The 26,098-nt window shown below is 67.6% G+C and carries 18 protein-coding genes; 9 read left to right on the forward strand and 9 right to left on the reverse strand.

The annotated features are described in order from the left end of the window. Positions 1–149: 149 nt before the first annotated feature. Together AABA78_RS02390 and AABA78_RS02395 are read right to left on the reverse strand one after the other, a co-directional pair. Positions 150–563: a C40 family peptidase gene (locus tag AABA78_RS02390; protein ID WP_338261443.1), complete on the reverse strand. Its 414-nt coding sequence runs from the start codon at positions 561–563 to the stop codon at positions 150–152. A 112-nt stretch (positions 564–675) separates the two neighbouring features. Beyond that, the gene (locus AABA78_RS02395) at positions 676–1,047 is read right to left on the reverse strand and encodes a hypothetical protein (protein WP_338261444.1); all 372 of its coding nucleotides are present in this window, start codon (positions 1,045–1,047) and stop codon (positions 676–678) included. Positions 1,048–1,307: 260 nt separating this feature from the next. Between AABA78_RS02395 and AABA78_RS02400 the strand changes: the two genes are divergently transcribed. Further along, positions 1,308–3,050, forward strand: a complete 1,743-nt coding sequence (locus AABA78_RS02400) for an AAA family ATPase (RefSeq protein ID WP_338262365.1) — start codon at positions 1,308–1,310, stop codon at positions 3,048–3,050. 285 nt (positions 3,051–3,335) lie between these two features. Here the strand turns inward: AABA78_RS02400 and AABA78_RS02405 are convergent, their stop codons facing one another. Continuing rightward, the gene (locus AABA78_RS02405) at positions 3,336–3,923 is read right to left on the reverse strand and encodes a transposase (protein WP_338261445.1); all 588 of its coding nucleotides are present in this window, start codon (positions 3,921–3,923) and stop codon (positions 3,336–3,338) included. Positions 3,924–3,997: 74 nt separating this feature from the next. Between AABA78_RS02405 and AABA78_RS02410 the strand changes: the two genes are divergently transcribed. Together AABA78_RS02410 and AABA78_RS02415 are read left to right on the forward strand one after the other, a co-directional pair. Beyond that, a complete protein-coding gene (locus tag AABA78_RS02410; protein WP_338261446.1) occupies positions 3,998–4,885 on the forward strand; it encodes a hypothetical protein in 888 nt (295 codons plus the stop codon). Positions 4,886–5,065: 180 nt separating this feature from the next. Next, positions 5,066–5,800, forward strand: coding sequence for a glycoside hydrolase family 16 protein (locus AABA78_RS02415; RefSeq protein ID WP_338261447.1), 735 nt, complete (start codon positions 5,066–5,068; stop codon positions 5,798–5,800). Positions 5,801–5,814: 14 nt separating this feature from the next. Here the strand turns inward: AABA78_RS02415 and AABA78_RS02420 are convergent, their stop codons facing one another. Further along, a complete protein-coding gene (locus AABA78_RS02420) occupies positions 5,815–7,242 on the reverse strand; it encodes an alpha/beta fold hydrolase (protein ID WP_338261448.1) in 1,428 nt (475 codons plus the stop codon). 345 nt (positions 7,243–7,587) lie between these two features. Here AABA78_RS02420 and AABA78_RS02425 point away from each other — a divergent pair, with 345 nt between their 5' ends. From AABA78_RS02425 to AABA78_RS02435, 3 genes are read left to right on the forward strand one after another with little or no spacing between them, the layout of a single operon-like run. Then, positions 7,588–8,697: a porin family protein gene (locus AABA78_RS02425; RefSeq protein ID WP_338261449.1), complete on the forward strand. Its 1,110-nt coding sequence runs from the start codon at positions 7,588–7,590 to the stop codon at positions 8,695–8,697. Positions 8,698–8,720: 23 nt separating this feature from the next. Further along, positions 8,721–9,158: a type 2 periplasmic-binding domain-containing protein gene (locus AABA78_RS02430; RefSeq protein ID WP_338261450.1), complete on the forward strand. Its 438-nt coding sequence runs from the start codon at positions 8,721–8,723 to the stop codon at positions 9,156–9,158. Positions 9,159–9,176: 18 nt separating this feature from the next. Continuing rightward, on the forward strand, positions 9,177–10,766 hold the full coding sequence (locus tag AABA78_RS02435; protein WP_338261451.1) for a methyl-accepting chemotaxis protein: 1,590 nt from the start codon (positions 9,177–9,179) through the stop codon (positions 10,764–10,766). A 19-nt stretch (positions 10,767–10,785) separates the two neighbouring features. Here the strand turns inward: AABA78_RS02435 and AABA78_RS02440 are convergent, their stop codons facing one another. Next, on the reverse strand, positions 10,786–11,886 hold the full coding sequence (locus tag AABA78_RS02440; RefSeq protein ID WP_171412738.1) for a hypothetical protein: 1,101 nt from the start codon (positions 11,884–11,886) through the stop codon (positions 10,786–10,788). Positions 11,887–11,899: 13 nt separating this feature from the next. Further along, positions 11,900–12,949, reverse strand: coding sequence for a hypothetical protein (locus tag AABA78_RS02445; protein WP_338261452.1), 1,050 nt, complete (start codon positions 12,947–12,949; stop codon positions 11,900–11,902). Positions 12,950–13,106: 157 nt separating this feature from the next. Here AABA78_RS02445 and AABA78_RS02450 point away from each other — a divergent pair, with 157 nt between their 5' ends. Together AABA78_RS02450 and AABA78_RS02455 are read left to right on the forward strand one after the other, a co-directional pair. Then, positions 13,107–13,478 carry a DUF3060 domain-containing protein gene (locus AABA78_RS02450; RefSeq protein ID WP_338261453.1) on the forward strand — a complete coding sequence of 124 codons (372 nt, stop codon included), beginning with the start codon at positions 13,107–13,109 and terminating at the stop codon, positions 13,476–13,478. 184 nt (positions 13,479–13,662) lie between these two features. Then, entirely contained in the window at positions 13,663–16,545 is a 2,883-nt protein-coding gene (locus AABA78_RS02455) for an ELWxxDGT repeat protein (RefSeq protein WP_338261454.1), read from the forward strand. A 34-nt stretch (positions 16,546–16,579) separates the two neighbouring features. On the opposite strand, the gene AABA78_RS02460 is transcribed toward AABA78_RS02455, so the two are convergent. The 3 genes from AABA78_RS02460 to AABA78_RS02470 all read right to left on the reverse strand — a co-directional run bounded on the left by AABA78_RS02460 (position 16,580) and on the right by AABA78_RS02470 (position 20,723). Further along, positions 16,580–17,764, reverse strand: coding sequence for a hypothetical protein (locus AABA78_RS02460; RefSeq protein ID WP_338261455.1), 1,185 nt, complete (start codon positions 17,762–17,764; stop codon positions 16,580–16,582). Between the two features lie 118 nt (positions 17,765–17,882). Then, positions 17,883–18,914: an AraC family transcriptional regulator gene (locus AABA78_RS02465; RefSeq protein ID WP_338261456.1), complete on the reverse strand. Its 1,032-nt coding sequence runs from the start codon at positions 18,912–18,914 to the stop codon at positions 17,883–17,885. Between the two features lie 12 nt (positions 18,915–18,926). Continuing rightward, entirely contained in the window at positions 18,927–20,723 is a 1,797-nt protein-coding gene (locus tag AABA78_RS02470) for a DUF885 domain-containing protein (RefSeq protein WP_338261458.1), read from the reverse strand. Positions 20,724–21,140: 417 nt separating this feature from the next. On the opposite strand from AABA78_RS02470, the gene AABA78_RS02475 reads away from it, so the two are divergent. Then, entirely contained in the window at positions 21,141–26,081 is a 4,941-nt protein-coding gene (locus AABA78_RS02475; protein ID WP_338261459.1) for an Ig-like domain-containing protein, read from the forward strand. Positions 26,082–26,098: the final 17 nt, after the last annotated feature.

Below are 26,098 nucleotides of genomic sequence, written 5' to 3' on the forward strand. Positions count from 1 at the left end.
GGGGGTGGACATGCAGGTGCTCCTGGCGATGCTGCGGGTTGGACGTCGGGAAAGGGGTTCAGCGGCGCACCAGCCCGAGGAGAGGGGGCGCCATGGCCAAGGTGCTTGCGGCTCAGGAGACGAAGGGCAGGCGGCGGAAGCCGAGGACGTCAGGGCGGTACTCCACGCGGGTGAAGGACTTCACCTTCGCGTCCGCGCGCCGCGTCCTCCAGCGTGAGCGTCTTGCTGCCGCCCCCGGACGCGCCCACCACGACACCCACGCCCACGTGCACCATGACGTGGTCCGGATCGCCGGCCTTGCCGTACAGCACCAGGTCACCAGGCTGAAGGTCCGCCACGCTCGCCACCGGCGCGCACTCCTCCCACAGCCGGTCGGTGTTGTAGTCCGCCCTCCAGTCGCGCCCGCCCACCTGGTTGAAGCACCACGTCACGAGGCCAGAACAGTCGAAGAGGCGCGGGCCGTCCGCCGCGGCTCGCTGGCCCTTCGCACCCCAGCGATAGGGCGCGTGCATCTGCGCGAGGACGAGCTGAAGAAAGGCGGCGCGCTGCGAGGTGATGGGCATGGTGAGGCTCCGGCTGCTGGGAGTAGGCGGCGTCATGGAGAAGCGCTGACCCAGGCCGCCAGGACGAGGGCGGCGCACGCGGCGAGCACGTGCGCGGCGAAGAGCGCGAGGCTCACCGGCGCCTCGTGGGGGAACCGGGCTCGGGCGCGTCCTGGATGGACTGGTGCTGGGCGGGCGCTTGGGCCTGGACGAACCAGCGGCCGCAGTCGCGCAGCCCAGCGAGCCCCAACAGGCCAACGACGACGCCCACCACCCACAGCGCCCCAGCCTGACGGGAGTTCCGGTGCTCCTGCGCGTCCTGGCGCTCCCGGATGGCGGGGATGGCCTCCACCGCAACCCCGTGGGCAGCCGAGGACTTCTCCAGCGCCTCCACCTTCGCCGCCAGGCCCGGCACCGCGCCGACGGCCGGCGCGTGCTCCGTTACGAGCCGGTCCACCTCCATGATGCGATCTTCCAGGCGGCGCACCTGCTCGGCAGTGGCCATGCGCTCGCCAACGCCGCGTACCTCCGTCTGGACCCCCTCCATGAGACGGTGGAGGTCCACCGCTATCCGCTCGGCGGCTTTCAGCGCGGTACCCGCGCGCTCGTTCGTCGCCTCCTGTTGGGCGGCGAGCCGGGCAAGGTCCTCACGGACGGTGTTGTCTGGGCTACGACGGGGAGCGGGGCACATACCTCCGCATGGTCAACGGTCGCGTGGACGGCGTCCGCTTCACAATCTTCGCCCATACATAGCCACTCGTGCGCATGGTTCCCGTAGAGTACCTTCACCACGCTCAGGCAATCTGGGAACGCCTCACAGCAAAGAAACCACCCCCCAAAAAAATGACATCCAACACATCATTCGAAATCAGCATTCCAAGACCAAACGCAGCCCCTTCCCTCAAGCTCAAAGCACAGCCTGGACACTCAATAATTTTCATCGGAGCAAACGGCTCAGGAAAAACCCGACTTGGCGTCCACATAGAGGCGTCGCTCCCGGGCAACAAGTCGCTCAGAATTTCAGCACAAAAATCACTATCAATGCCCGAACACATAGCACTGACATCGCTCAAGACAGCAACCGAGCGCCTATGGTTCGGCACGGAAACCCCGAAGGGCACAAGTCCACTCGATACACATCACTACAGATTAGGCAGCCGCTGGAGGGGAAGTCCCGCCACAACCCCGCTCAACGATATTGAGCATCTGCTCCAAGCGCTGTTCGCTGAACAATCACGCGTAGCGCTCCAATACCTTCCTGACCGCCGAAAAGACGATCCAGGCCCCCTGCCCCTCCCCAAACTATCGACACTTAGGGCCATTTGGGAGCGTCTTTTGCCTCACCGAACACTCACCACCAACGAAACATCCATCGACGTCTCGCCAGCACCAAAACCAGAAACGCCACCGCCTGCCAACACAGCCTACCCAGCCACGCAACTAAGCGATGGCGAGCGCGCAATATTTTACTACATTGGACAGTGCCTTCTCGCACCTTCCGACTCGCTCCTCATTATCGACGAACCAGAAAGCCACATACACAAGGCCATTCTTGGTCGACTTTGGAACGAACTTGAAGCCGCTCGGCCCGACTGCGCATTCATATACATAACCCACGATCTCGATTTCGCAACAACTCAATCAGCAGTCGCGCGATACTTCATCCGCGCCTACGCCTCAAATCAAGAACAAGGGGCTTGGGATATTGACGAACTACCCGAGGATGGCGAGATTCCCGAACTGGTCATTGCAGAAATCGTGGGAAGTCGCCGCCCAATCCTATTCGTCGAAGGTCAATCATCCAGCATTGATCTTATAGTCTACCGATCGCAATACCCCCTATTTACGGTCATCCCCCTTGGTTCATGCTCAGACGTGATTCGTTCTACAAGTAGCCTCCGGCGAAACGCCAAGCGACTCCACTTGGGAGCATCATTTGGAATAGTCGATGCCGATGATCGCGACAATGCTGAAATAGAGCGCCTCAAGAGTCTTCACATATTTACCCTCCCAGTCTCAGAAATCGAAAGCCTCTTTGCACTGCCGAAAGTATTCCTTGCGCTTGCCGACATACTCCATTGCTCAACCCCAGAGGAAAGACTAAAAAACCTAACCTCGGCGATCATCAAGATTGCACGAGCCGACCTCGAAGCCGCATCTTGCAGATACGTTACGCGGGTCATCGACAACAAACTCAAGAATGTCGAAGTCTCAATGAAAACAATCGAAGACCTCGAGACAGCCTTTACTGAAGAGGTAAAAAACATTATCCCTCGCTCGATCTACAATGACTTTAAATCGAGACTGGAGACCAACCTCGACAGCGCCAATCTAGAAGGAATCCTCAGGATGTACGACAACAAGGGGATCGCTGGCACTGTTGCCAATCATCTTGGTCTAGCAGGCAAGAAGGAGTTTTTCGACAAAATCAGCAGAGTAATGCATCACGAATCAGGCAATGCTCTCAGGAAAGAACTAACCGCCGTTCTTCCGGAAATAGCGGTCTGATTCTCACGTCGTTACGCTGACTGCCCTCTCCTTCCCGACGCTGAGCAGCCAGTCGCGGAAGGAGAACCATGAGTCCTCAGCGACAGCGTATAGGCAGGATAGAGGCCATGTGGAGGGTGAGGGCAGGAGCGGAGGGGCCGCGGAGGGCTGTTGATGGGGGCCGCCCGAGCAGTGCGCCAAGCGGGTGGAGCAGCCGCGCAGCCCCTTGGGGTACACCCGGCCCTGGCCGCGCTCCCTTCAGGTGCGCGGCAGGACTTGGCTCTCTTGGCTGGGGCGGCTTGAGCCTCAACACCCTGCGGCTTGAGGGGGCCCACTCGCCGGGGCCAGCCTCGCACCTGCCGTGGGCAGGCCCAGGTGCTCCAGAATCGCTCGTACTCCTCCCGCCTCGTTCACGTACGCCAGCACTCGCCGTCTGCCTCCACACCTCACGCAGGCGAACACGTCGAAGTCGAACGTCCTCTTCAGCAACTCGGCCCAGTCCTCTCGCGGCGTTTTCTCCTTCAGCGGCTCCTTGCTGGCCGCTGCCTGGGGCGCCACGCTCGTTTCCTCCTCTCCCGCTCGGGGGACCAGAAATGGCCGCAGTTTGGCGCCTGTAGCAAAGACGCCGTGGAACCTCGTGAGGTTTGCCCGAGGCGGAGGTACCAGGGACGCGACACGCCGTAACAGTTCCAGCCCGGTGAAGAGCAGGTGCGTGGTGCCTTCCGGCAGCGGGCGCTTCATGCGGTAGGCGATGCGGCCATCCTCCATTCGCGACAGGCGCTCCAGCGCCAGCGCGCCACGCGCCCCATAGCGGCACATCCGCTCCAGCCCCTGCCTGTCGCTGGCATGGAGGTGCGTATTGGCATGCAGGGAGAAGCCTTCCAGTGAGTCCATCCAGTTCGCATGGCAATAGGAGCGAGGAAACCGCCATGATGGATGCCTGGAAATGCGAACCCCAGGAGTCCAGCGTGCGAAGCCTCTCATTCCGGGTCATCCGTTTCGTCTCGGCGCTGGTCGTGCTGGGCGGTTGTGAGCGGCAGGAGAAGCCGACCGCTCCCGCTCCCGCTCCGGTCAAGGCCAGCGCGCCCGCGCCCGCACCCGCGCCGGTCGCACCCTCGCGAAGCAGCACCGAGGCGGAGCTGCGCGAGCGGCTGCGATGCGAGGCGCTCCTTGGCTTCAGCGGGCTGCTGGCGGGACAGCAGGAGTTCTTCGGAGAGAAGGACGCCTGGACGGCGGACGTCACACGCCTCCCCTCCCCTGCGCCATGCACGGATGGCAGCCGCGTGCCCACGCCGGACGCCACCTGGCTCGCGGGTTGCCACTTCCGTTATGCGGTCTCGGTGGCCGGCTCCGCTCCCGACAACAGCACCTTCAGCGTGCGCGCGGTGGGCGTGGGCGGACTCGCCGAAGGGCTCACGTACACCCTGACGCATGGGTATGTGGACAGGCAGCCCGTGCGCGTGTGGCCTTCCGAGCTCGTCCTCGAGGAGTGCCATGGCGTGCGCAGGCCGGAGGGGACGCCCCTGCCAGCTCCGCTGTGCGAGGGAGCCAGCAACCTCAAGGCGTTCTTTGCTTCCCAGAAGGCGTACTTCGGAGAGAAGGACCGTTACTCGGAGAGCGCCGCCCAGGTGGGCTTCGCTCCGGAGCCGTGCCTCGACGGCACCCGCGCGCCGGTGCCTGATGACACATGGATCGCGGGCTGTCGCTTCATCTACCGCGCCGAGGTCTCGGGCACGGCGCCGGAGCAGACCTTCCGCCTCACCGCGCGGGGAATGAAGGGCCCCGTGGTGGAACAGGTGCTGACGCTGGACTCCCAGTACACCTGGAGCCCCGCCGATCCAGGCTGCGCGCCCTGACGCAGGATTGTCGCGGCAGGGCGCGAATCGGGCCTTGAACCACCCGAGCAGTCAGGCACTCCACGGAAGCACCGGGGGGATGATAGAACACGGAGGCAACCCCATTTCAATCCTAGCAAAAGATGTATATGCCGGAAGGCGTGCTTTACGTAGGCACCCTTCTCGAAGTGGGGGTCATCCATGCGCGGCTCACAGGTCCTTGGTATCGCTCTCGTCTCCAGCATTGCCTTCACTCCGCTCGCGGAGGCGAAGAGCGTCTCCTTCTCGGGTTACCAATGGGAGGTCCGCAGCGGTCAGGGCGGCCCGGGCCCCAATGCCTGGGATGACCGCAACGCCTGGGTCGATGCGAACGGCTACCTCCACCTGAAGATCGCCTGGCGCGACGGACGCTGGACGACGGCGGAGGTCTACATGCCGCAGCAGCGGCTGGGGTACGGCACGTACCAGTTCAAGGTGATTGGCCGGCCGGACCTCTTCGACGACAACGTGGTCCTGGGCCTGTTCAACTACACGCGTCCCGACGTGGGCCCGGACGGCACGAATGAAATCGATATCGAATTCGCGAAGTGGGGCGGCAGTCAGCCGCAGATGGGCAACTGGGCCGTGTACCCCGCGGTGACGGGCGTCCCCTACTCCCATCAGGCCTACGCCATCAGCCTCGGGGGGACCTACTCCACCTACCGCTTCCAATGGTCCTCGACGCAGGTCTACTTCCAGGCCTTGCATGGCCACCAGGATGGCAACACCAATCAGATGGCCAGCTGGCTGCTCAATCCGCCGGACTACGTCCAGCGCATTCCCCAGACCCCCCTGCCCGTCCACATGAACTTCTGGCTCTTCCAGGGACGCGCGCCCAAGAACGGTCAGGAGGCGGAGATCGTCATCGCGGAGTTCAAGTTCATCCCCGCTCCGTAGACGTCAGGCGCGGGTCAAAGCGAACAAGCCGCACGAGGAGCACGCCGCTTCTGGATGAAGCTGCTCACCGCGGCCTTGAAGCAATCTGGCGCCGTGAAGAGCAGGAAGTGCGGCCCACCCTTCACGGTGAACAGGTTGACGCCCGCGGCTTCGGGCAGGAGGCGCAGATGGGCCTGGGCGCCAGCGAGGGGCGTCTTCGGGTCCATGTCGCCCTGGAGCACCAGCACCGGAGGAAGCGCGGTGGGAGATTTGCCGAACCACTCGTCGCGTGGATAGGCCAAGGACGTCCGACCGACGAGCTGACCCGGCAGACTGCTGACGAACAGGAACCGGGCGGCTTCCGCCTCCACCTGGGCCTGGGTGAGGTCTGGCCTGGCGTTGTTCTCGGAGGCGCTGATCACCGCGACGAGCGGGATGGACACCGGGGACTGAGGGAAATGGTCGAACACGGCGCCCAGTGCCTCCAGGTCCCGCTCAACCTGCTGCAACGGCTTGAGGTCTCCGCTCCGGAGGCCCGAGAGGACGAGGGGAATCCGCGCCCGCAGCTCCGGGCTGTTCAGCAGTGCGCCGAAGAAGAGCTTCGGACGTCCCCCCGGGACGGCCTCGGACAACTTGGGATCGTCGACGAGCCCCTGCATCGCGGCGACCGCCGAGCCCCCCAGACGCGCCCGGCAGGCCGGGTCCGCGTCGCACTTCGCGAGGACCGCGCGGCCCACCTCGTCGACGACGGCCGAGCGATGACTGAGGTCCCATTGGTCCGTCGTCTCCGGTGGAACGAGGGAGTCGAGCACGATGCCATCGAGGCGCCGCGGCGCGGCCACCGTCATCATGCGCAACACCAGCTGCGTGCCGTAGGAGACCCCATAGAGCCACGTCTTCCGGCCCGTGGAGTAGCGCTCCATCAGCGCGCTCAAGTCTCGGGCGGAGTGCGTGATGGTGAAGGCGCGAGTGCGCTTGGAATCGGACTCCAGCGCCTCGAAGCAGGTCGCCCACTCGGCGCCTTCGAGCGCGGCGCCCCCGGCACTGTCGACGGCCTCCTCCTTCTGGCAGAGCCGGCTGGAGAAACCCGTCCCGCGATGGTCCGGAACCAGCAGGTCGTATCCCGGGAAGGCGGCCCGCAGGGTCTTCAGCAGCGGGTAGAACGAAGCCCCTGACTCGCCGGGCCCACCCGCCACGAGCCAGACCTGCCCGGCCGACCGGCCCGGAGCCGGGAACTTGCGCACGAAGAGCTCGATCCGCTCACCGCTCGGGGCCGCGGAGTCCAACGGCGCACTGAAGCGAGCACAGAGGGAACCGGCGAGCGCCGCGTCCGACTTCGCGTCCTGGCAACCGGCGAACCCGTCGGCACGGGGCGCCGTGCCCTGCTCGGCCGCGTGCGCGGAACTGCCCAGGACAAGTGCACTCCAGAGGGTGACCACGGCTGCGAAGGCGGGGCATTTCATGTTCAGGCTCCGGGAGAGCCCGGGAACTTCCCAGAGCGGACCCAGGATCGCAATTCATTCGGGTCTTGACCGCATTCACTTCAAAACAGGCATCCACCGGCGCCAGCGAGTATGTCTGTCATTGAAGTCCCGTGTTTCACGGCTGAAGCTGATACCAGGAATGGACAGACATCTGCTTTGGCCTCCAGCCAACGGCGGTGATTCCGGGCCTGGCGCGCGCGGTTCCCCCTCCGCTCCCCTGGACAAGGTGTTTCAATTTTCTTATACAGCTACAACCCGCGCAGACATGCGTCACGGGTGAGTTGGCGGCGGCGTCCCCCCCGGGCGCCGTTGAAAGGCACTTCCATGTTTCATCTGCGACGGCTCTCCCTGTGTCTGGGATTCCTCCTGGTCTCCGGCACCGCGTCCGGCATGCCCCTGGCGGATGGGAAGTTCTTCATCCACGGCTATGGGCACCTGAGCACCGGCAGGACCTGGGAGAACGTCTACCTGGGCGGCAACGAGGAGCTGGGCCTGCATGACGTGGGCAGCACGCTGCTGGTCCGGGCCCTGCCCACGGAGCGCCTCGTCATCAACACGCAGTTCTCCTTCGAGAAGGCGCCCGGCCAGGACCTGGAGCTGGAGGTGGACTATGCCTTCGCGGAGTACGCCTTCTCCGACAAGTTCCACCTGCGCGTGGGCCGCAACCAGCTCCCCCTGGCGCTGTACTCGGAGATCTACGACGTGGGCACGCTGCGGCCCTTCAACGCCCTGCCGCAGGGGACGTACGGCCCCACGTCGATTGGCGTGGAGAACTACAACGGCCTGGGGCTCACCGGCCGCATCAACCTGCCGGGGGAGTGGATGGTGGAGTACGACGCCTACGGCGGCTTCCTCGACCTGAAGGAGCCCCTCTCCCAGGACTGTGACGACACCGAGGGCGGGCTGTGTGTCATTGAATCGCAGCTGGCCGGCGGGCGGCTGGCGCTGTGGGCGCCGCTGGAGGGGCTGCGCTTCACCACGTCCGGGTTCGTGTCCCGGACCCCGACGAAGACGGCGGAGGGCGAGCACGACGTGCTGGGCGTGGTGGGCGTGGGCGCCGAGTACCTGGGCGAGTCGCTGTGGCTGCGGGCCGAGTTCTTCAACCTGTTCTCCGAGGTGGCCACGGCGCGCACGGGCTACCTGGAGGCGGCGTACTTCGTCACCCCGCACTGGCAGGTGGCCGGACGCGTGGAGGGCTCGCGCACCTGGGCGCCCACCGCCGTGCCCGACGAACTCGTCACCTACCTGCGCCACCGCGAGGTCGCCGTGGGGCTGAACTACTGGTTCGACCCCCACCTCGTCTTCAAGGTGTCGTTCCACAACGTCATCGGCAACCGCTTCGCCATGCCCGAGGCCACCGACGACCTGGCCGCCCTCCTCCACCCGGAGCCCCACACGCGGCTCCTGTCCCTGGGCTCGCAGTTCAGCTTCTAGCCCCGCCCCCCTCTGGAGACGCCATGAGAACGCTTTCCCTGCTCCTGTTGTGTGGGTTCATCGGGCTCTTCGCCGGACCGGCGCGGGGTTCACCGTCGGCGACCTACAAGGTCGTGGTCCATCCCTCCAACCCGGTGACGGAGCTGAGCCGCGCGCGGCTCTCGCAGCTGTTCTTCAAGAAGAGCACCCAGTGGGATTCGGGCGCCACGGCGCTGCCGGTGGACCTGAACGACAGCTCGCCGGTGCGCGCCGCCTTCTGCGACGAGGTGCTCAAGCGCTCGCTGCCCGCCGTCCGGGCCTTCTGGCAGCAGCGCATCTTCTCCGGCCGCGACGTTCCGCCCCCCGAGCTGCCGTCGGAGAACGAGGTCCTCGCCTTCGTGCGCGCGAACCCCGGCGCCGTGGGCTACGTGCCCGCGAACACCCCCACCCCCGGGTTGAAGGTCCTCACCCTCCTGGACTGAGAGAGCGAACCCGGCGCCATGCGATTCCAGCACAAGGTCCTGCTGCTCCCCGTCCTCGCGGCCCTCTTCCTGGTGGCCATCATCGGGCTCTCGGAGCTGCTCGGGCGCAGCACCCGGGAGCACCTGGAGCGCATCGAGAAGGGCTACGTCCCCGCGGTGCTCCTCAGCCGGGACCTGGACGTGCTCCTGCAAGAGCTGCAGCGCGGCCTCCAGGACGCGGTGGCGGCGGAGGACCTGGAGCAGTTGGCCGAGTCGGACGCCACCGCGAAGCGCTTCCTCCAGCGGCTCGCCGAGGGGCGCACCAACCCCGCCATCGCCCCGGGGCGCCTGGACGCGCTGGAGGCGCAGCTGCGCGACTACGTGGCCTTCGCCCGCGACACGAGCGAGCGGATGATTAACAAGGACGCCCAGGCCGCCGCCCGGCTCCCGGAGATGGCCGCGCGCTACAACCGGGTGCGGGACGCGCTGACGCGCGCCACCGAGGAAGACCAGCGGGAGATGGGGGCCTCCTTCGCCCTCACGCGGGAGGAGCACGAAGGCTCCCAGCGACGCCTCGTCCTGCTGGGGCTCATCCTGCTGGGCGTGCTCGCGTCGCTGTCGGTGTGGCTGGTGTCGCAGGTGGCCCGGCCCCTGCTGCGCCTCACGCAGGTCGCCTCGCGCATCGCCACCGAGGGCGACCTCACCCAGGTCATCCACATCCGGTCCGAGGATGAGATTGGCCTCCTGGCCCAGAGCATCAACCACCTGGTGCAGCGCCTGCGCACGATTCCCGTCACCCTCCAGGAGACGCTGACGGAGCTGGCGGGCAGCGTCGAGGGGCTGACGCACATCAGCCGCGAGCAGTCCCAGCAGCTGGCGCGCCAGTCGTCCAGCATCGAGGAGGCGAGCGTGGCGATGCGGGACATCCAGGAGCGGTCGCTGGAGGCCTCGCGGCAGGCCCACACGGTGCTGCAGGTCGCCCAGCGCGCGGAGCAGACCAGCGTGACGGGCCAGGAGCGCCTGCGGCAGAGCGGCGAGGCGCTGGAGCACCTGCGCACCCAGGTGGGCGAGCTGATGCCGGCCATCGCGCGGCTCACGGAGGGCTCGCGCAAGGCGTCCGCCATCCTCAAGACGGTGAAGGACCTGTCGGATCAATCCAACGTGCTGGCCATCAACGCCGCCATCGAAGCGGCGCGCTCGGGCGAGCATGGGCGCAGCTTCGCGGTGGTGGCCCGGGAGATGCGGTCGCTGTCCCAGCAGTCCCTGCGCGGCGCGCAGAGCATCAGCGGCCTGCTGTCGGAGATGAGCACCTCCGTGAGCGCCGTCACCGCGTCCGTGGAGAGCAGCCACCAGAAGATGGCGGAGGGCATCAACGAGGCGCTCTCCTCCGGGCAGAGCCTCCGGCAGCTGACGGAGGCCGTGCGGGACAGCAGCAGCGCGGCCCAGGACATCGTGCACTCCTTCACCCAGCAGAACGCCGGCATCGTGCAGATGACGGCGGTGGTGACGGACTTCTCCCGGATGATGAAGGACAGCGTGCAGGCCAACGAGGACGTGGAGTCCGCCATCCAGCGGCTGGAGGTCGCCTTCCAGGGCATCCAGGGCGTCGTGAGCGGCTTCCGCGTCTAGGCGCCTGCCGCCGCGGGCCTCAGCGCGCGTAGACCACGTCGGCCTTCGCGGGGGTCAGCGCTTCGGGCCGGTACCACGTCTGGACCTCGCGGGCCCCCGCGAACTTCGGCATGCGCATCCCGTAGGAGTCCGACTGGAAGCGGTAGTCCCTGGGCGCGAGGAAGATGGGCGTGCCCCGCTTCTCGCTGTACGGACACAGGCCGAAGGTGGAGATGTTCCAGAGCGTCGCCTGGTGCAGGTCGAAGTCCCGGCCGTGGCGTCCCTTGAGGCCCAGCTTTCCCGTCACGTACGTCCCGGGCCACCCCTCCAACTGGAAGAAGGTGTTGTAGTCGAAGTACTCCACGTTCCCGTCGATGATGGCTTTGTTCTTCCAATCCGTCGTGTCGACGATGAGCGAGCAGATGAAGGGGCAGTCCTTCTTGGGTGCGAGCTCTCCGGTCACGTAGGGATAGGCATACGCCGTCCCGAGCGAGGGAACGGGGCCCTTGCTGCCGTGGTACCGGTAGTGGCTGTGCCCGATGGCGGTGTTCTGCATGCCGCCCCACGGCGTCCATGCGCCGAAGCTCTTGCCGAACGCGCCGTAGAAGTCATCGCTTTCAATCTTCGTGTCGCCGTAGTTGTGCAGGACGACGAAGTGGGCCCCCGCCGCGAAGAGCATCAGCAGGCGGCGGACGTTCTCCACCCGCCACGGGGTGTTGTCGTCAGGGCCCACCAGGGGGTACTGCCGCCATGCATCGATGCGATAGCGCGGCGCATGGTACGTGACGCCCTTGGCCACGTTGACGAAGGTGCTCTTCTTGATGAGGTGGGGCACCCACAACGTCATCTCGTTCTTGCGCACGTAGCTGGAGAGGAACTGGAGGAAGCGCCGGTCCGAAGCAGGACAGCTCCCGCGCTCGTCCTGCGGGTTGAGCCACCCGTCCAGCAGCGTGGCCAGCATCAGGTCCAGGTCCGAGCGGTCCATCATCCAGACCGCGGCGATCTGCTGATCACCGGCGTCCGAGTCCTGGAGCTCGCTGGCGGCGCGGATGTACTGCCGGGGCTCCCGGACCTGCGGGTCGAACATCCGGTCCACGAGCGCGTCGATGTTGGAGAAGCGGTAGCGCAGAACGCCGGGCATGCGGGGGTTCCCTTCAGAGTTCCTGGACGCGGTCGGAGGGGTCCACGGCCTGCATCGACATCAGGACCTTGACCAGCATGTAGATGAAGAAGATGGCCAGGATCGCGAAGGACACGCCCACCCCCGTCGCCACGTAGGGATGGCGCTTCGCGCTGGCGAGGCCTCGCCGGAACTCGTAGGCCAGCCGCCCGTTGGGAATGCCGTACTCCTCCGCGGAGAGGCGGCTGTACTTTTCGTTCAGGTGTTCCTTCACCACGACGCTCTGGGTGAGCTGTCCTCGCGGGGGGATGTCCTTGATCGCCTGTTGGAAGGTCCGCCCAGGGCGACGCTTCTGCTCGAGGAACTTGGACGTGCGCAGCGCCAGCTCGACCTGCTCCCGGTCCTCCCCAAGATGCCGGAGCGCCAGCCTCATGACGTTCTGAAGCCGGGCGACGGCCTGTTGATCGGGCTGGGGGAACCTGCCCTCACGGATGCTCTTCTCGGACGTCCTGGGGAAGCGTGAGAAGGGTTCCTTGTCGATGGTCGCGTGGAGCACCTTGAGCAGCCGGTGCGCGGCGCTGATGTCGGGTCTGAAGCGGCCCATCACGGACTTCTCCGCCGTGAGGAACTTCTCCAGGTTCGTCAGCGGCGCGATGTAGACGTGCTCCGCCTCCTCGTGCAGGCCCATGGCCCTCAGGTGCGCCTCCATGAGGCCCTGCGCGCTGAGCAGCGAGTAGCCGGAGTCCACGTAGTCCACCAGGATGACCTTGCGCCCCCGGAGCAGCGTCTTCGGCAGATAGTGATCGATGAATCTCGCCATCGACTCGTCGTAGGGCACCTCGCGCTTGCCCTTCGCGTATTCATCCTTCGTCGTCTCGATGCTGAGCGGCAGGTCCTGCGCATCGATGTCGAAGGCCTGGCGCAGGAACTCCATGATCACCACCGGACTGCGCCCGAGACCCACGTAGAGGAAATCGCCGTCGCGATCCTCTTCGCGGAGCAGCTTGGCCACGTAATAGAAACCCGCCAGGTCCTTGTGTTGGAAAAGGCGGTTCTCTCCGGACTCCCCTACGTACTTGGGCATCGAGCCCTCACTGGATAGTAGGACAAGAGATCTAGCCCAAGGTGGCTGCGATCACCAATGGGCCGGGCCCGGAAGGCCCGGGTTGAATCTTCCGTCGCCCGTCACGTAGAGGGGACCCGTGCGGCGTCAGGCTCGCACCTCTCCCCAGGGGACACGGATGAACAGGAAGTCCGGCACGGCAGTGTTCATGATGGTGGCATGTGCCTTCGGCCCGATGACGGCCGTCGCGCAGGAGGACTCGGAGGCGCAGGGCAACATCGACATCACCGGCTCTGGCGAAACGGCGACGCACGCGTGCACGCCGGAGAGCACGGTGGAGATCACCGGCGCGGACAACACGGTGACGCTGACCGGCGAGTGCAAGAGCGTCAGCGTGAACGGCACGGACAACAAGGTGAAGGTGGAGGCCACCCGCGCCATCTCCGTCACGGGGAGCTCCAACACCGTCACCTGGAAGCGCGGCCACGGCAAGTCGAAGCCGAAGATCAGCCGCAACGGCACGGACAACAAGGTCACCCAGGAGAAGTAGTCGCCGGACCGCGCGCCCGCTTCGTCACGGAGGCGGGCGCACGGGAGGCCCTGCGCGGTCTTGATGGGCACTTCGGGCGGTAGCCGACACGCGGGCCGGCCAGGAGGGCACCTCGTCCCGGCAGGGCGGCGTGCGCACCATGCGCATCACGTCTTCGCGCGTCCATGCGCCAAGAAGGAGCCTCATGCGCTTGCCTGCCGGAGTCCTCTTTTCGCCGCTGGCCCTGGCCGTGGTCCTGGCCTGTAGCGGCCCCGCGGCGGTTCCTGGCGAGGAGGCCGAAGGCGAACCCTCCGCACTGGAGCTCCAGGAGGCCGGCGCGAGCGAGGACGCGGCTTCGACAAGCTCCCCGTACCGGGTGGAGGACAGCGTCCCTGGCCGGCTCAGCGCGGGCCCGGCCGAGCTGACGGACGTGAACGGCACGCTCTTCTTCGTCGCCACCGACGCCGCGCACGGCACGGAGCTGTGGAAGAGCGACGGCACCCCCGGCGGGACGCGCATCGTGGAGGACATCCGGCCCGGCCCGGCGGGTGCCTCCTTGCGCGGCCTGATGACGGCGGGGCGGCGCGTCTATTTCACCGCCGACGACGGCACGCATGGCCTGGAGCTGTGGACCAGTGATGGGACGCGCGCGGGCACCCGGCTGGTGAAGGACATCGCCGTCGGAGACGCGTCGTCGTACGCGTCCACGTTGGCCGCGTTGGAGGGAGTCCTCTACTTCAGAGCGTATTCGCCGGAGCTGGGTTTCTCCCAGCTGTGGCGGACCGAAGGCGTTCCGGGCACCACCCGCGTGGTGCCCACGGGACTGGCCTATCCTCCTACCGAGCTCGTGCCGATGGGCCATCACCTCTACTTCTTCGGTGGCTACACGTTCCAGCGACTGGATGGGAGGACGGGAGCCATCGTCACGCTGCTCGACTTCACCGATCGGGTCGACGTCTACACGGTGGGCCCGATCGTCGCGGATGGAGTGCTCTATTTCATCATCGGCCAATCCCCCATCATCGGCGCGAAGAGCGAGGACGGCACACTCCAGGACGGGCCGAGGCTCTTCACCGTCTGGAAGAGCGACGGCACCCCCGAGGGGACGGTGGCCGTGGCGGACATCCATGCGCTGCTCTCGTTCGACGGCGCGAACACGCTCGCCGCCGCGGGACGCAGGCTCTTCTTCACCGCGGACGACGGAGTGCTCGGCGCCGAGCTGTGGACCAGTGATGGCACGCGCGGGGGGACGCGGCTGGTGAAGGACCTCCTTCCTGGCCCGGACAGCCCGCACATCCGGTCGCTCACCGCCCTGGGCGGCGCGGTGTACTTCTCCGCGTACACGCCCGACGCGGGCGACGAGCTGTGGCGCAGTGACGGCTCGCCGCGCGGAACCTTCCGGCTGAAGGACGTGATGCCCGGGCCCGCCGGGTCCAGCATCGCGCAGCTCACCGCGCAGGGGGGCCGTCTCTTCTTCACCGCGCGCGAGCAGGGCCGGGGCCATGAGCCGTGGAGCAGCGACGGCACCACCCGAGGGACGGCGCGGGTCGCGGACCTGGTGCCGGGCGCCTTCTCGAGCGCGCCGCATGACTTCACGCGCTCGGGCTCACGCGTGTACTTCGCGGCCACCGAGCCGGCGCGGGGCACCGAGCTGTGGGCGCTGAGGCTCGTCAGGGGCGGCGGTGTGGAGCTGGCCGCCGCCGTGGCCGTGTTCCCCGAAACCGGGGACGGCGAGGCCGTGGAGCGCGAGCAGGGTGACAGGAGCCGCGACCCCGGCGCGGGGCCTGCCTACCTGGTGCAGGACATCATCCCCGGACCGGACGATCCCCGCATCACCGCGAGCGCGAGCGTGGGCAGCACGCTCTTCTTCACGGCGGATGACCCGAGCTTCGGCGCCGAGCTGTGGGCGACGGCAGGCACGGCGGCAAGCACCCGGCTCGTCGCGGACCTCCGCCCGGGGCCGGACAGCTCCGGGCCCAGGAGCATGACGCCGTTCGGGGGAGCGCTGCTCTTCTTCGCGGACGACGGCATCCACGGCTTCGAGCTCTGGCGGAGCGACGGCACGCCGGGCGGCACGCGGCTGGTGAAGGACATCTACCCGGGGCCCGAGGGCAGCCAGTTCTTCGAAGGCCCGTTCGTGCACGACGGCGTGGCGTACTTCGCCGCGGACGATGGGACGCACGGGGTGGAGCTCTGGCGGACGGACGGCACGACGGCCGGGACGCGGATGGTCAAGGACCTGTGGCCCGGGCCTGAGGGCTCCGGCCCCCAGGCCTTCATCGAGCTGCAGGGGCGCCTGTACTTCATGGCCGTGGAGGAGGAGACCGGCTTCGACCTCTGGCGCACGGACGGCACGGCCGCGGGGACCGTCGCGCTGGACCTCATGCCCGGGCAGGAGAGCCTCCTGTTCTCGGACGCCGTCGCGGTGGGCGGGCTGTTCATCTTCCACCAGTACTCGGAGCTCGGCGACGAGCCGTGGCGCACTGACGCGACGCCGGAGGGCACCTTCCTCCTCGCGGACGTCTCCCCCGGGTCGGACAGCTCCTTCCCCACGGACCTGACCGTGGTGGGCCGGCGCGTCTTCTTCGTCGCGGAGAACCCCGAGGTCGGCCGCGAGCTGTGGGTGACGGACGGCACCCGTGACGGCACCGTGTTGGTAAAGGACATCACTCCCGGCCCGGTGATGGACCCGCCGCAGTACCTGGTGGCCTTCGACGGATGCCTCTTCTTCAGCGCCCAGGACGGGGGCGCCACGGGCCGGGAGCTGTGGGTGAGCGACGGCAGGGCGCCGGGCACGCGGCTCTTCAAGGACCTCGCCCCCGGGCCGGCCAGCGGGTCGCCTGCGTGGCTCTTCCCCGTGGCCGGCACGCTGCTGTTCTCCGCGGATGACGGCCACACCGGACCGGAGCTGTGGAGGAGCGATGGCACGCGCCGCGGAACGCGCCAGCTCCAAGAGCTGGCGCCAGGACTGACAGGCGGTGATCCGTACCTCTTCACCGCGACGCGCGAGCACGTCTACTTCTTCCTCGGCTTCTCACCCACGGGCCGGGAATGGTGGGCCCTGGAACGCGAGGACCTCACCCACTGACAGTGGCTCGGGTGACGCGGGAACCGGGACGGGCTCAGTTCGCGGTCGTGGTGAGGTTCGTGAAGCCCCAGTTCGACCCGCTCCATGCCAGCTGCATCACGTTGTCATTGCCCGCGATGTAGTGCACCCGTGAGTAGACACCGTCGATCGCGAACCCAGCCAGGGGACTGCTGGCCTTGGCGACAGGGGCGCCGGCAAGTGCGGTCAGGTTGTTCAGGTGCCAGCGCGCCCCATCCCACCACAGCTCGCCCACCGCATTGGAAGCCATCTCGAAGTAGACGCGAGCGTTGCCAGGGTTCACCGCGAAGCTGGTCAGGGCCGTGGCGGGCGCGGTCGCGTACGGGCCCTCCGGTGGCGTCACGTTGGTGTACGTCCACCCCTGCGAGGTGAACTTCAGCTCGCTCACATGGTGGTCCATGCCCACGTAATACACGTGAGACCACGTGCCGTCCGTCGCGAACCCGGTCAGCGCCGTGTCATTGTCGACCATGGGAGCGTTCGCCGCGAGGTTCAGATCCTGCTGAGCCCAGGCGCCGCCGCTGTTCTCCCACAGCTCGTGGACATGGCGGCTGTTGCCCACGAAGTACACCCGCGCCTCGCTGCCTTTGACCTGGAAGGCGGTCAGCGGACTGCCAACCGCCGCCGCCGGTGCACCGGCGCGCTCGGTCACGTCACTGACGCCCCAATACATGCCATTCCACGTGAGCTCCTGGACGTGGCGGTTGCTGGCGGCCACGTAGTACACGCGCGGGTAGACCCCCGACCGCACGAAGCCCACCAGCGGGCTGTCCGCCGCGGCGGGGGGAGCCCCGACCTGCGTGGCCAGGGCCTGGTCGTGCCAGGTGCCATCCCACCACAGCTCATGCACCAGGCCGTCGTTCGCGATGAAGTAGACGCGCGGCGCGCTGTTCCCGAGCTGGAACCCTGTCAGCGGGCTCCCCGGCTTCGCCGACCCGGGCAGCCAGGAGTACTTCCACTCCGAGCCTTGTGATGCCAGCTCGGCGACGGTGCTGACGGGATCCAGGTAGTAGACCCGCGAGCTGCTGCCCGCGAGAAACGCCGCCAGCGTGCTGCGCGGCGACGCGGGCAGTGCCGAGAGGGAGGACTCGCGTGGCGGCCCGAGTTCCTCGGGGGACTCGCGCGCGGCGGGGGCCGCTCCGCAGCCAAGGCCGAGTGCCAGCACGGTGAAGAAGGACAACAGGGATTGCAGCGCGTTCATGACCGCTCCTGAGCAAGGAGCCGAGCCGGCCTCGCCGGTTCAGCTCGCGGCCACTATGAAGAGCGGGCCGCGAGGGTTCATTGCTCAGGGATGCCAATGCATTGGCAGACCGTGCCACTCACCGTGGCGGGGGTGGAGGCCCGTCGGTGAGCGAGCGCCGGTACTCCGCCGGGCTCTGCCCCGTCCAGCGCCGGAAGGCGCGGTGGAAGGTGCTCGCCTCGGAGTAGCCGAGCGCGAAGGCGATCTCGGAGAGGGAGAGCTTGCCCTCCCGGAGGTAGCGCACGGTCAGGTCGCGGCGGAGTTCGTCGATGAGCTGCTGGTAGCTCGTCCCGAGTTCCTGAAGTCGGCGGAAGAAGCTGCGCTTGCTCAGGCCGAGCTGGCGCGCCAGGAGCTCCGCCTCCGGAGGGCCGGCGCTCAGGCTCCGGAGGATGCCCCGGCGCACGTCGTCCAGGAACCCGCCCTGCGCGGGGAGCTTGCCCAGCAGCACCTGCGCGAACCGGTCGAGCACGGCGCCCAACTCCGGGTAGAAGACCGGGATGGGCCGGTCCAGCAGGCTCCGGTCGAGCGTCATTTCGTTGATGGGGTGGCCGAAGCGCACAGGGGCGCGGAACAGCCGCTGATGCTCCCGGGTGTCAGCGGGCGCCGCGTGCTGGAAGCAGACCTCCTGCGGGACCCACTCCTGCCGCAGGTACCTGCGGCCTCGCACGAGCAGCGCCGCGAGCGCGAACTCGTTGATGTGACGCGGGAGCGGATCCGGCCCGGGCCAGATGTGAACGAGCCGCGCGACCGGGCCTGTCTCCTCCAGGCTGAAGGAGGCGGCGTCATGGACCAGGGACTGGTAGCGCAGGAACGTGCGATAGCTCTCGCCCAGGGTGGACGCATGGCCCATCGCCAGGTCCACCAGGTCATAGGCATCGGGCGGCAACTCCTGGGCGCAGTGAAGCCCGAAGGCGTCGTCCCCCAGCCGGCGCGGCAGCTCCTCCCAGAGCGTCCTCACGAGTTCATGCGGGACACGGGCGTCCGGCTCGCGCAACTGCTGCGAGGAGACACCGTGGGCGTCCAGGAGGTCCTGGACGGCGACACCCGCCCTGGACGCGGCACCCGCCAGGAACCGCGCCACGAGCGCGGTCACGGTGAATCGCTGCGACATGGCTTGGGACGCTCAGCGGGACGCGGAGGGCGCCGCGTCCTCGCCGAGCAGCAGCTGACGGACGATGGGCACGGGCGGGTAGCCGTGGGAGACCACCGCGTCGTGGAAGCGCTGGAGGCTGAAGTCCTTGCCCCACTTCACCTTCGCGTCCTCGCGCAGCTCCATCAGCATCTTCTTGCCCAGCGCATACACCAGGTACGTCGGATCCGACGTGCCACGGCGCGCCTCGCGCTCCGCGTTGATGCGCGTCATGTAGGCCTCCTTCTCGAAGAGGCTCACGGCCTGGTCGTACGTCATCCCGCGCGTGTGCAAGGACAACCCCGCCACGTAGCGCGCCAGCCGCTGGAGGTAGAGCGCCAGCTGGTTCAGCCGCAGCCGGTCCGCCTGGGGGCCCGTGCCGCCGTAGCCCTCGTCCAGCATCATCTGCTCGGTGTAGAGGCCCCAGCCTTCACTGAAGGAGCCGGAGCCCAGCAGCCGGCGCACCTTCGACTGGATGCGATTGGTCCACAGGAACTGCACGTAGTGGCCGGGGTACGCCTCGTGGATGGAGACGAGGGGCAGCGCGTAGCGGTTGTAGAAGCTCATGTGCTGCTCGGACTGCTCCGCGCTCCACGCCGGGTCCGGCGGCGTCACGTAGTAGTACGCCTCCGTCGCCTTCGTCTCGAACGGGCCGGGCGTGCTCATGCTCGCGAAGGACAGCGCGCGGCTGAACACCGGCGTCTCCGCCACCTTCGCGCGCACCTCGCTGGGCACGGTGATGATGCGGTGGTCGATGAGGAACTGGCGGATGTCCTCCAGCGTCGCCGTCGTGGTGGGCACCAGCTCCGCCCCGGCCGGGTGGTCCTTGCCCAGCTCGCGATACACGTCCATGGGCGCCTTGCCCGGCGCAATCCGCCCCGCCACCTCGCGGAACTGGTCCTGCGTGCGCTTCATCTCCGCGCGCCCCCAGGCCAGCAGCGAGTCGATGCTGTCGGTGACGCCCTCCTCGTACTGGAGCTTCTGGCGGTACGTCTCCTCACCGATGGCGAACTCCCCCTTCGAGCGGGGCAGCAGGTCGTCCTTCAGGAAGCGGATGTACCCGTCGATGGCCTCCAGGCAGCGGGCCTGTTCCTTCTTGAAGGCCTCCTGGAGCGCGGCGTCCTGCACCGGCGCGAAGGCCTGCGGCAGCGTCTGCGCGTAGAGCGAGCGCGTGCCCTTCACCTGCTCCAGGGCGATCTCCGTCCACAGCCTGGGCGGGTTCTGGAGGTTCGCCGGCGCCGCCGCGAACACCTCCGGCACCAGGGCCATGCGCTTCACCGCCGAGCGCATCCGCTCCTCCAGCGGCGCGAAGTCCCGGTTGATGAGCTGGTAGACGGCGTTGGACGCGAAGCCCAGGTAGGCGTTCGGGTTGCGCTCCCACGAGCGCACCGTCTCCAGGTCCAGGATGCGCGCCCGGAAGTGGTTCATCAGGATGTCGTAGTCGGCCCTGTCGCCGGGAGGCAGCGCGGCCCGATCCACCGCCCCGGGCAGCGCCGCGAGCCGTTCCTTCAGGAACGCCAGGTGCGACGCCCGCTCCTCGGGCCGGAAGCCGCGCAGCTCCCCGTCATACGTGTGGACGCCCGCGGACGTGGCGGACATCGGCGAGCGGCGGAAGTGCTCCTCGAAGTACGCTTCCACGAAGCCGCGCAGCGCCACCTGGGCGGGGGACGCCGTAGGGGCGGCGGCCTGGGAGGCCTGCGACTCCACCTGGGCCGGTGGACGTGACGAGGTGCAGCCGGGGGACAGCAGCAGCAACGCGGCGAGGATGCTGGGGGTTCGCAGTGCGTTCATGGGGCCTTGGGGGAAGGAGACGCGGGAGCGTCGCCGAAGGGCTCGTGCGCGACAAGCGACGGAGAGCCATGGATTTCCAGGCGACACCACAGCCTTTCCGGGAAGACAGCTACAAAGTCTCATCAAGGTCAACCCAGGCGCCGGGTCCTATCACCGTCCTGTCTAGCTCAAGATTTCCAATGTCAGTCGTTTAAGGTATTCGTCGTCAGCGCCGACCGCTGGAAGGAATGGGGGCCTTCCACGTGAACGCGGTGCGTGCCACCACGGTTCGCCGTCCGCTCCCCGCCGAGACACCTCTTGAAACGACCTTTATTGCTCGCGCTGCTGCTGCTGGCGGCCGCGAATCCACTTGGCTGCGAGGCAGTAACGGAGGCGCTTCCCCTCCAATCACAGACGCAGGACACCACCCCAGGGGCCATGAGTACCCCCCGGGGAGGGTTTACCCTGACCTTGCTTTCGGACGGACGGGTTGTGGCCGCGGGCGGCTCGGGCAATGGCCCTGGCGTGCAAGAGCTGGCGAGTTGTGACCTCTATTCCCCTGCCACCGGAGAGTGGAGTGCCACCGGGGCCCTGAGCACCGGGCGGCATGGCCATTCAGCGGTGCTGCTGACCGACGGCCGGGTGATGGTCATTGGGGGCAGCGTCGGTGTCACTGCGCTGAGCAGCGTGGAGCTCTACGACCCCGCGACGGGGACCTGGAGCGCGGGGCCCGCGATGCCTTTCCCCCAGAGCACCACGAACTCCGTGGTGCTGCCGGACGGCAGGGTCTTCGTGGTGGGGGTCGGAGCGAAGGCTGCCCTCTTCGATCCCGCGACCTCCACCTGGACCGTGTTGCCGGATCAGATCCTGGCGCACAACGTGCCCGTGCTCACCTTGCTCCTGGACGGCCGTGTCCTGGTGTCGGGCTATCCCGGGGCTGAAATCTTCGATCCCGCGACCTCCACCTGGACGCGCCCCATCCCCGTGGTGGGCAACCGCGACAACCATGCGGCGACCCTGCTGGCCAACGGCCGCGTGCTGTTCACGGGAGGCTTCGACCTCTGGGGCACGCCCCTCAAGACGGCGGAGGTCTTCGACCCGGCGACGAACACCGCCCAGGCCACCGGCTCGATGAGCGTGGCACGGTTCGGCCACCGGACCTGGCGCCTCGCGGACGGCACCGTCCTGGTCACGGGAGGCAAGCAGAGCGCGTCCAGCACCGAGCTGGACTCCGTGGAGCGTTATGAGCCGGCCACCGGCCTCTTCTCCCAGCGGGTGACGCTGCAACTCGCGCGCAGCTTCCATGAAGGAGTCCAGCTGGACTCCGGGCTGCTGCTCATCGCGGGAGGAAGCACGCAGGGTCCGCCCGGAGCGAAATACACCGCCGCGTCGGAGCTGTACGACCCCACCGCCTGCTACACCTCGTGCGCGCAGCTCGGAAAGAACTGCGGTTCGCTCGGTGACGGCTGTGGCGGCACCTTCGAGTGCGGCACGTGCGCTGGCGGCGAGACCTGCAACGCCAACGTCTGCGGCGACATCACCGCGCCGGCCGTCACCTTCACGTCTCCCAAGCGCTACGAGTTCGTCCACAACACCATCACGCTCACCGCGAACGCTACCGACGCATCGGGCGTCACGCGCGTCGAGTTCTACGTGGACCCGCTCTACACCGGCGAGCCCTCCAAGCTCATCGGGACCGTGACCGGCCCCGGCCCGACGTACAGCGTGAACTGGGACTCCCGCACCACACTGGGCAACATCCTCCGGGCGAAGGCCTACGATGCCGCGGGCAACGTCGGGACGACCTTCGTGGAGATCACCTGGCGCAATGGCAGTCCGGTCGTCGCCAGCTATGACAGCACCCGCATGACGCTCGTCTGCGGTGGGCTCGCCTCCCGCTGTGACTCCGGCTCGCAGTTCAACGGCCGCGGCTTGCTGGGGCCGGAGCCGCATGCCCCGAACACGCTGCGCAACACCTGCTACGACAGCCAGGAGGGCACCTACCATGTGAACGAGTCGCTGGATGCCCTCTCCGTCGCCACGCTCGACGACACCCCCATCGCCCAGGGCCGGCGGGTGAAGATCGAAGCAAAGGTCTGGGCGTCGGCCACCTACACCTCGGACCGGCTCATCCTCCTGCGCGCCACCGACGTGGACTCGGGCGCGGGCCCCACGTGGACCCACGTGGCGACGCTCTACCCCACCGCCGCGGGGCTCAATACCCTCTCCACCACCACGCTCCTTCCGGCGGGAAGCGTGCAGGCCTTCCGCGGCGTCTTCGGGAAGAACAGCGTCGCGACCCTGTGCTCGCCCTATGGCAGCTATGACGACCGCGACGACCTGGTCTTCTTCGCCGACAACGAACCGGACGCGGTGCCGCCCACGGTGGCGCTCAGCGCGCCGGTGAACGGCTCCATCCTGACGGGTGCCGTGGTGCTCCAGGCCTCCGCGAGCGACAACTTCGGCGTCACGGAGGTGGGGTTCTTCGACAACGGCCAGTTCCTCGGCTCCGTCACCACCGAGCCGTTCACCTTCACGTGGAACAGCAACGGCGCGGACAACGGGCCCCATACCCTCACGGCCCGCGCCCTGGACCTCAAGGGCAACATTGCGACGAGCGCGGCCGTGGAGGTGACGTTGGACAATGACAAGACGGCTCCCACCGTGGCCATCACGTCACCGGCCACGGGCGCCACCCTCTCTGGAAACGTGAGCGTCCAGGTCATCGCCAGCGACAACGTCGCGGTCAGGTCCCTGCTGCTGAAGGTGGACGGGCAGCAGAACTACAGCCTGGGAGGCCCGAACCTCACCAGCGCCAGCATGCCGCTCTACACGCAGTCCCTGAGCAACGGTCCGCATACGCTGGTGGTCCAGGCGCTGGACGCCGCGGGCAACGCGATGAGCAGCGCCTCCGTGCAGGTCACGGTCTTCAATGACATCACCGCCCCCACGGTGGCCATCACCGCCCCCGTGAACGGCGCGGAGGTGTCCGGCTGGGTGAGCATCCCCGTCAACGCGAACGACAACGTGGCCGTGAGCAGGGTGGAGTTCTACCTGGACGGGGTCCTGCTCATGACCCGCGTCCCGCCCGACTTCACTGGCTCGTTCAACTCGGCGCTGTACAACAATGGCCCCTACACCCTCACCGCGAAGGCCTTCGACGCCGCGGGCAACAGCGCCGCCAGCGCCGCGGTGACGGTGCTGGTGAACAACGCGGGGGCCGCGAGCAACGCGTCCTATGACGCCGCGCTCAAGGTGCCCCGCTGCGCGGTGGGCGGCCGCTCGTGTGACTCCGGAACGCTGCTCAATGGCCGCGGCCTCGTAGGCCCGGAGCCGCACGCCTCCAATACGCTCGACAACTGCACGGACTCATCATCCGGCACGTATCACTCCTCGGAGTCCCTGGACCGCCTGAAGGTCTCCACCGTGGATGGCACCCCGCTGGCCGCGGGCAAGCGGGTGCGGGTGGAGGCCACCGTCTGGGCCTACAACGCCTCGTATGACACCCTGGAGCTGTACTCGGCCCCGAACGCGCTCAGCCCCGTCTGGACGCTGCTCACCATGGTCACGCCGGGCTACAGCAACCCCCAGACACTCTCGACGACCTTCGTGCTGCCCGCCGGGCCGCTCCAGGCCATCCGGGGCGTGTTCCGGAGCGGAGGGGTGCAGGGCGCGTGCATTGGCAGCGGCTCCAACGTCGACCGGGACGACCTGGTCTTCCCCGTGGCCACCGAGGCGGATGGGGTGGCGCCCACCGTGGCCATCACCTCGCCGGCCAGTGGAAGCACGCTCGAAAAGAGCACGACGGTGGCCTTCACCGCCGACGACAACTTCGGGGTGACGAAGGTGGAGCTCTACGTGGACGGGGCGCTGGCCGGCACCAGCACGGTGGCGCCCTTCTCCCTGACGTGGAGCACCGTGGGCCTGACCAACGGCCCGCACTCGCTCACCGCCGTGGCGTATGACCTGGCGGGCAACACCACCACCAGCGCGGCGGTCGGAGTGACGGTCTCGAACGACCTGACGCCGCCCACGGTCTTCATCACCTCGCCCGCCGAGGGCGCCCTGGGCCGGGGCACGATGACCCTGGCCGCCAGTGCGACGGACAACGTCGCCGTCACGAAGGTGGAGTTCTACGTGGACGGCGCGCGGCGCTTCAGCACGACCGTCGCGCCCTACTCCTTCAACTGGAACTCGATGGTGGTGGGGAACGGAAGCCACACCTTGGTCGTGATGGCCTATGACGCGACCACCAACGTTGGCACCAGCCCTCCGGTGACGTTCACGACGGAAAACGATCTGACGCCTCCCACGGTGGCCATGACGTCTCCGGCGAATGGCGCCGTGCTGAGCGGGACGGTGACGCTCACCGCGGATGCGGCGGATGCCTACGGCATCAGCCGCGTGGACTTCTACGTGGACACCCTGATGATTGGCAGCGCCACCACCGCGCCCTATGCGGTTTCGGTGAACACGGTGCTGCGTGGGAATGGCAGCCACACGCTGAAGGCCATCGCGTACGACACCGCGTCCAACAGCGCCACGAGCCAGGTCCTCACCGTCACCATCAGCAACGACTCGACACCTCCCACCGTCGCCCTGGTTTCACCAGTCTCGGGGGCCGTGGTGTCCGGCACCATCCTTCTCTCCGCGAACGCCAGCGACAACGTGGGCGTGGCGAGCGTGCGCTTCTACATCAACTCCGTCCTGCTGGGCACGGTGAGCTCAGCGCCGTACCAGCTGGCGTGGAACACCTCCACCGTGACGAATGGTTCCGCGTCGGTGCGGGCGGAGGCGGTGGACACCTCCGGGCTGGTGTCCCCGAGCAGCACGGTCAGCGTCACCGTCTCCAACTCGGCGGGAGGAGGCGCCCAGGTCGCGACCTATGACGACGTGCTGCGGGTGCCCAAGTGCTCCGCGCGCGGCGTGTCCTGTGACAGCAGCGCGCTGCTCACCGGACGTGGCAGCCTGGGGCCGGAGCCCCATCAGCCCAATGCCCTGGGTGCCTGCTCGGATGGCACGAGCGGCTCCTTCCACTCCGACGAGTCGCTGGACCGGCTGAAGGTGACGACGCTGGATGGCACCGTGATGCTGCCGGGCAAGACCGTGCGGGTGGAGGCCACCGTCTGGGCTTACTCCGGCTACTCCTCCGACAAGCTGGACCTGTACTACGCCGCGAGCGCGACCAGCCCGTCGTGGACGCTCCTCACCACGCTCACCCCCACGGCCGCCGGTTCGCAGACCCTGACGGCCACGTTCACGCTGCCCACCGGGACGCTCCAGGCGGTGCGCGGCGTGTTCCGTTACGGGGGAAGCATGGGCTCCTGCCCGGGCGGCACGTACACCGACGTGGATGACCTGGTCTTCGTCACCCAGTAGCACCGCGTCCGGCGACA

It is taken from the genome of Corallococcus caeni (assembly GCF_036245865.1).
Lineage (GTDB): Bacteria > Myxococcota > Myxococcia > Myxococcales > Myxococcaceae > Corallococcus > Corallococcus caeni.

Bases quoted from the DNA above. Each gene is read 5' to 3' on its own strand.
- AABA78_RS02470 (WP_338261458.1), bottom strand. From the start codon at position 20,723: ATGAACGCACTGCGAACCCCCAGCATCCTCGCCGCGTTGCTGCTGCTG.
- AABA78_RS02415 (WP_338261447.1), top strand. From the start codon at position 5,066: ATGCGCGGCTCACAGGTCCTTGGTATCGCTCTCGTCTCCAGCATTGCC.
- AABA78_RS02465 (WP_338261456.1), bottom strand. From the start codon at position 18,914: ATGTCGCAGCGATTCACCGTGACCGCGCTCGTGGCGCGGTTCCTGGCG.
- AABA78_RS02475 (WP_338261459.1), top strand. From the start codon at position 21,141: ATGAGTACCCCCCGGGGAGGGTTTACCCTGACCTTGCTTTCGGACGGA.
- AABA78_RS02460 (WP_338261455.1), bottom strand. From the start codon at position 17,764: ATGAACGCGCTGCAATCCCTGTTGTCCTTCTTCACCGTGCTGGCACTC.
- AABA78_RS02400 (WP_338262365.1), top strand. From the start codon at position 1,308: ATGGTTCCCGTAGAGTACCTTCACCACGCTCAGGCAATCTGGGAACGC.
- AABA78_RS02405 (WP_338261445.1), bottom strand. From the start codon at position 3,923: ATGGACTCACTGGAAGGCTTCTCCCTGCATGCCAATACGCACCTCCAT.
- AABA78_RS02455 (WP_338261454.1), top strand. From the start codon at position 13,663: ATGCGCTTGCCTGCCGGAGTCCTCTTTTCGCCGCTGGCCCTGGCCGTG.
- AABA78_RS02390 (WP_338261443.1), bottom strand. From the start codon at position 563: ATGCCCATCACCTCGCAGCGCGCCGCCTTTCTTCAGCTCGTCCTCGCG.
- AABA78_RS02435 (WP_338261451.1), top strand. From the start codon at position 9,177: ATGCGATTCCAGCACAAGGTCCTGCTGCTCCCCGTCCTCGCGGCCCTC.
- AABA78_RS02425 (WP_338261449.1), top strand. From the start codon at position 7,588: ATGTTTCATCTGCGACGGCTCTCCCTGTGTCTGGGATTCCTCCTGGTC.
- AABA78_RS02430 (WP_338261450.1), top strand. From the start codon at position 8,721: ATGAGAACGCTTTCCCTGCTCCTGTTGTGTGGGTTCATCGGGCTCTTC.
- AABA78_RS02440 (WP_171412738.1), bottom strand. From the start codon at position 11,886: ATGCCCGGCGTTCTGCGCTACCGCTTCTCCAACATCGACGCGCTCGTG.
- AABA78_RS02420 (WP_338261448.1), bottom strand. From the start codon at position 7,242: ATGAAATGCCCCGCCTTCGCAGCCGTGGTCACCCTCTGGAGTGCACTT.
- AABA78_RS02450 (WP_338261453.1), top strand. From the start codon at position 13,107: ATGAACAGGAAGTCCGGCACGGCAGTGTTCATGATGGTGGCATGTGCC.
- AABA78_RS02445 (WP_338261452.1), bottom strand. From the start codon at position 12,949: ATGCCCAAGTACGTAGGGGAGTCCGGAGAGAACCGCCTTTTCCAACAC.
- AABA78_RS02395 (WP_338261444.1), bottom strand. From the start codon at position 1,047: ATGGCCACTGCCGAGCAGGTGCGCCGCCTGGAAGATCGCATCATGGAG.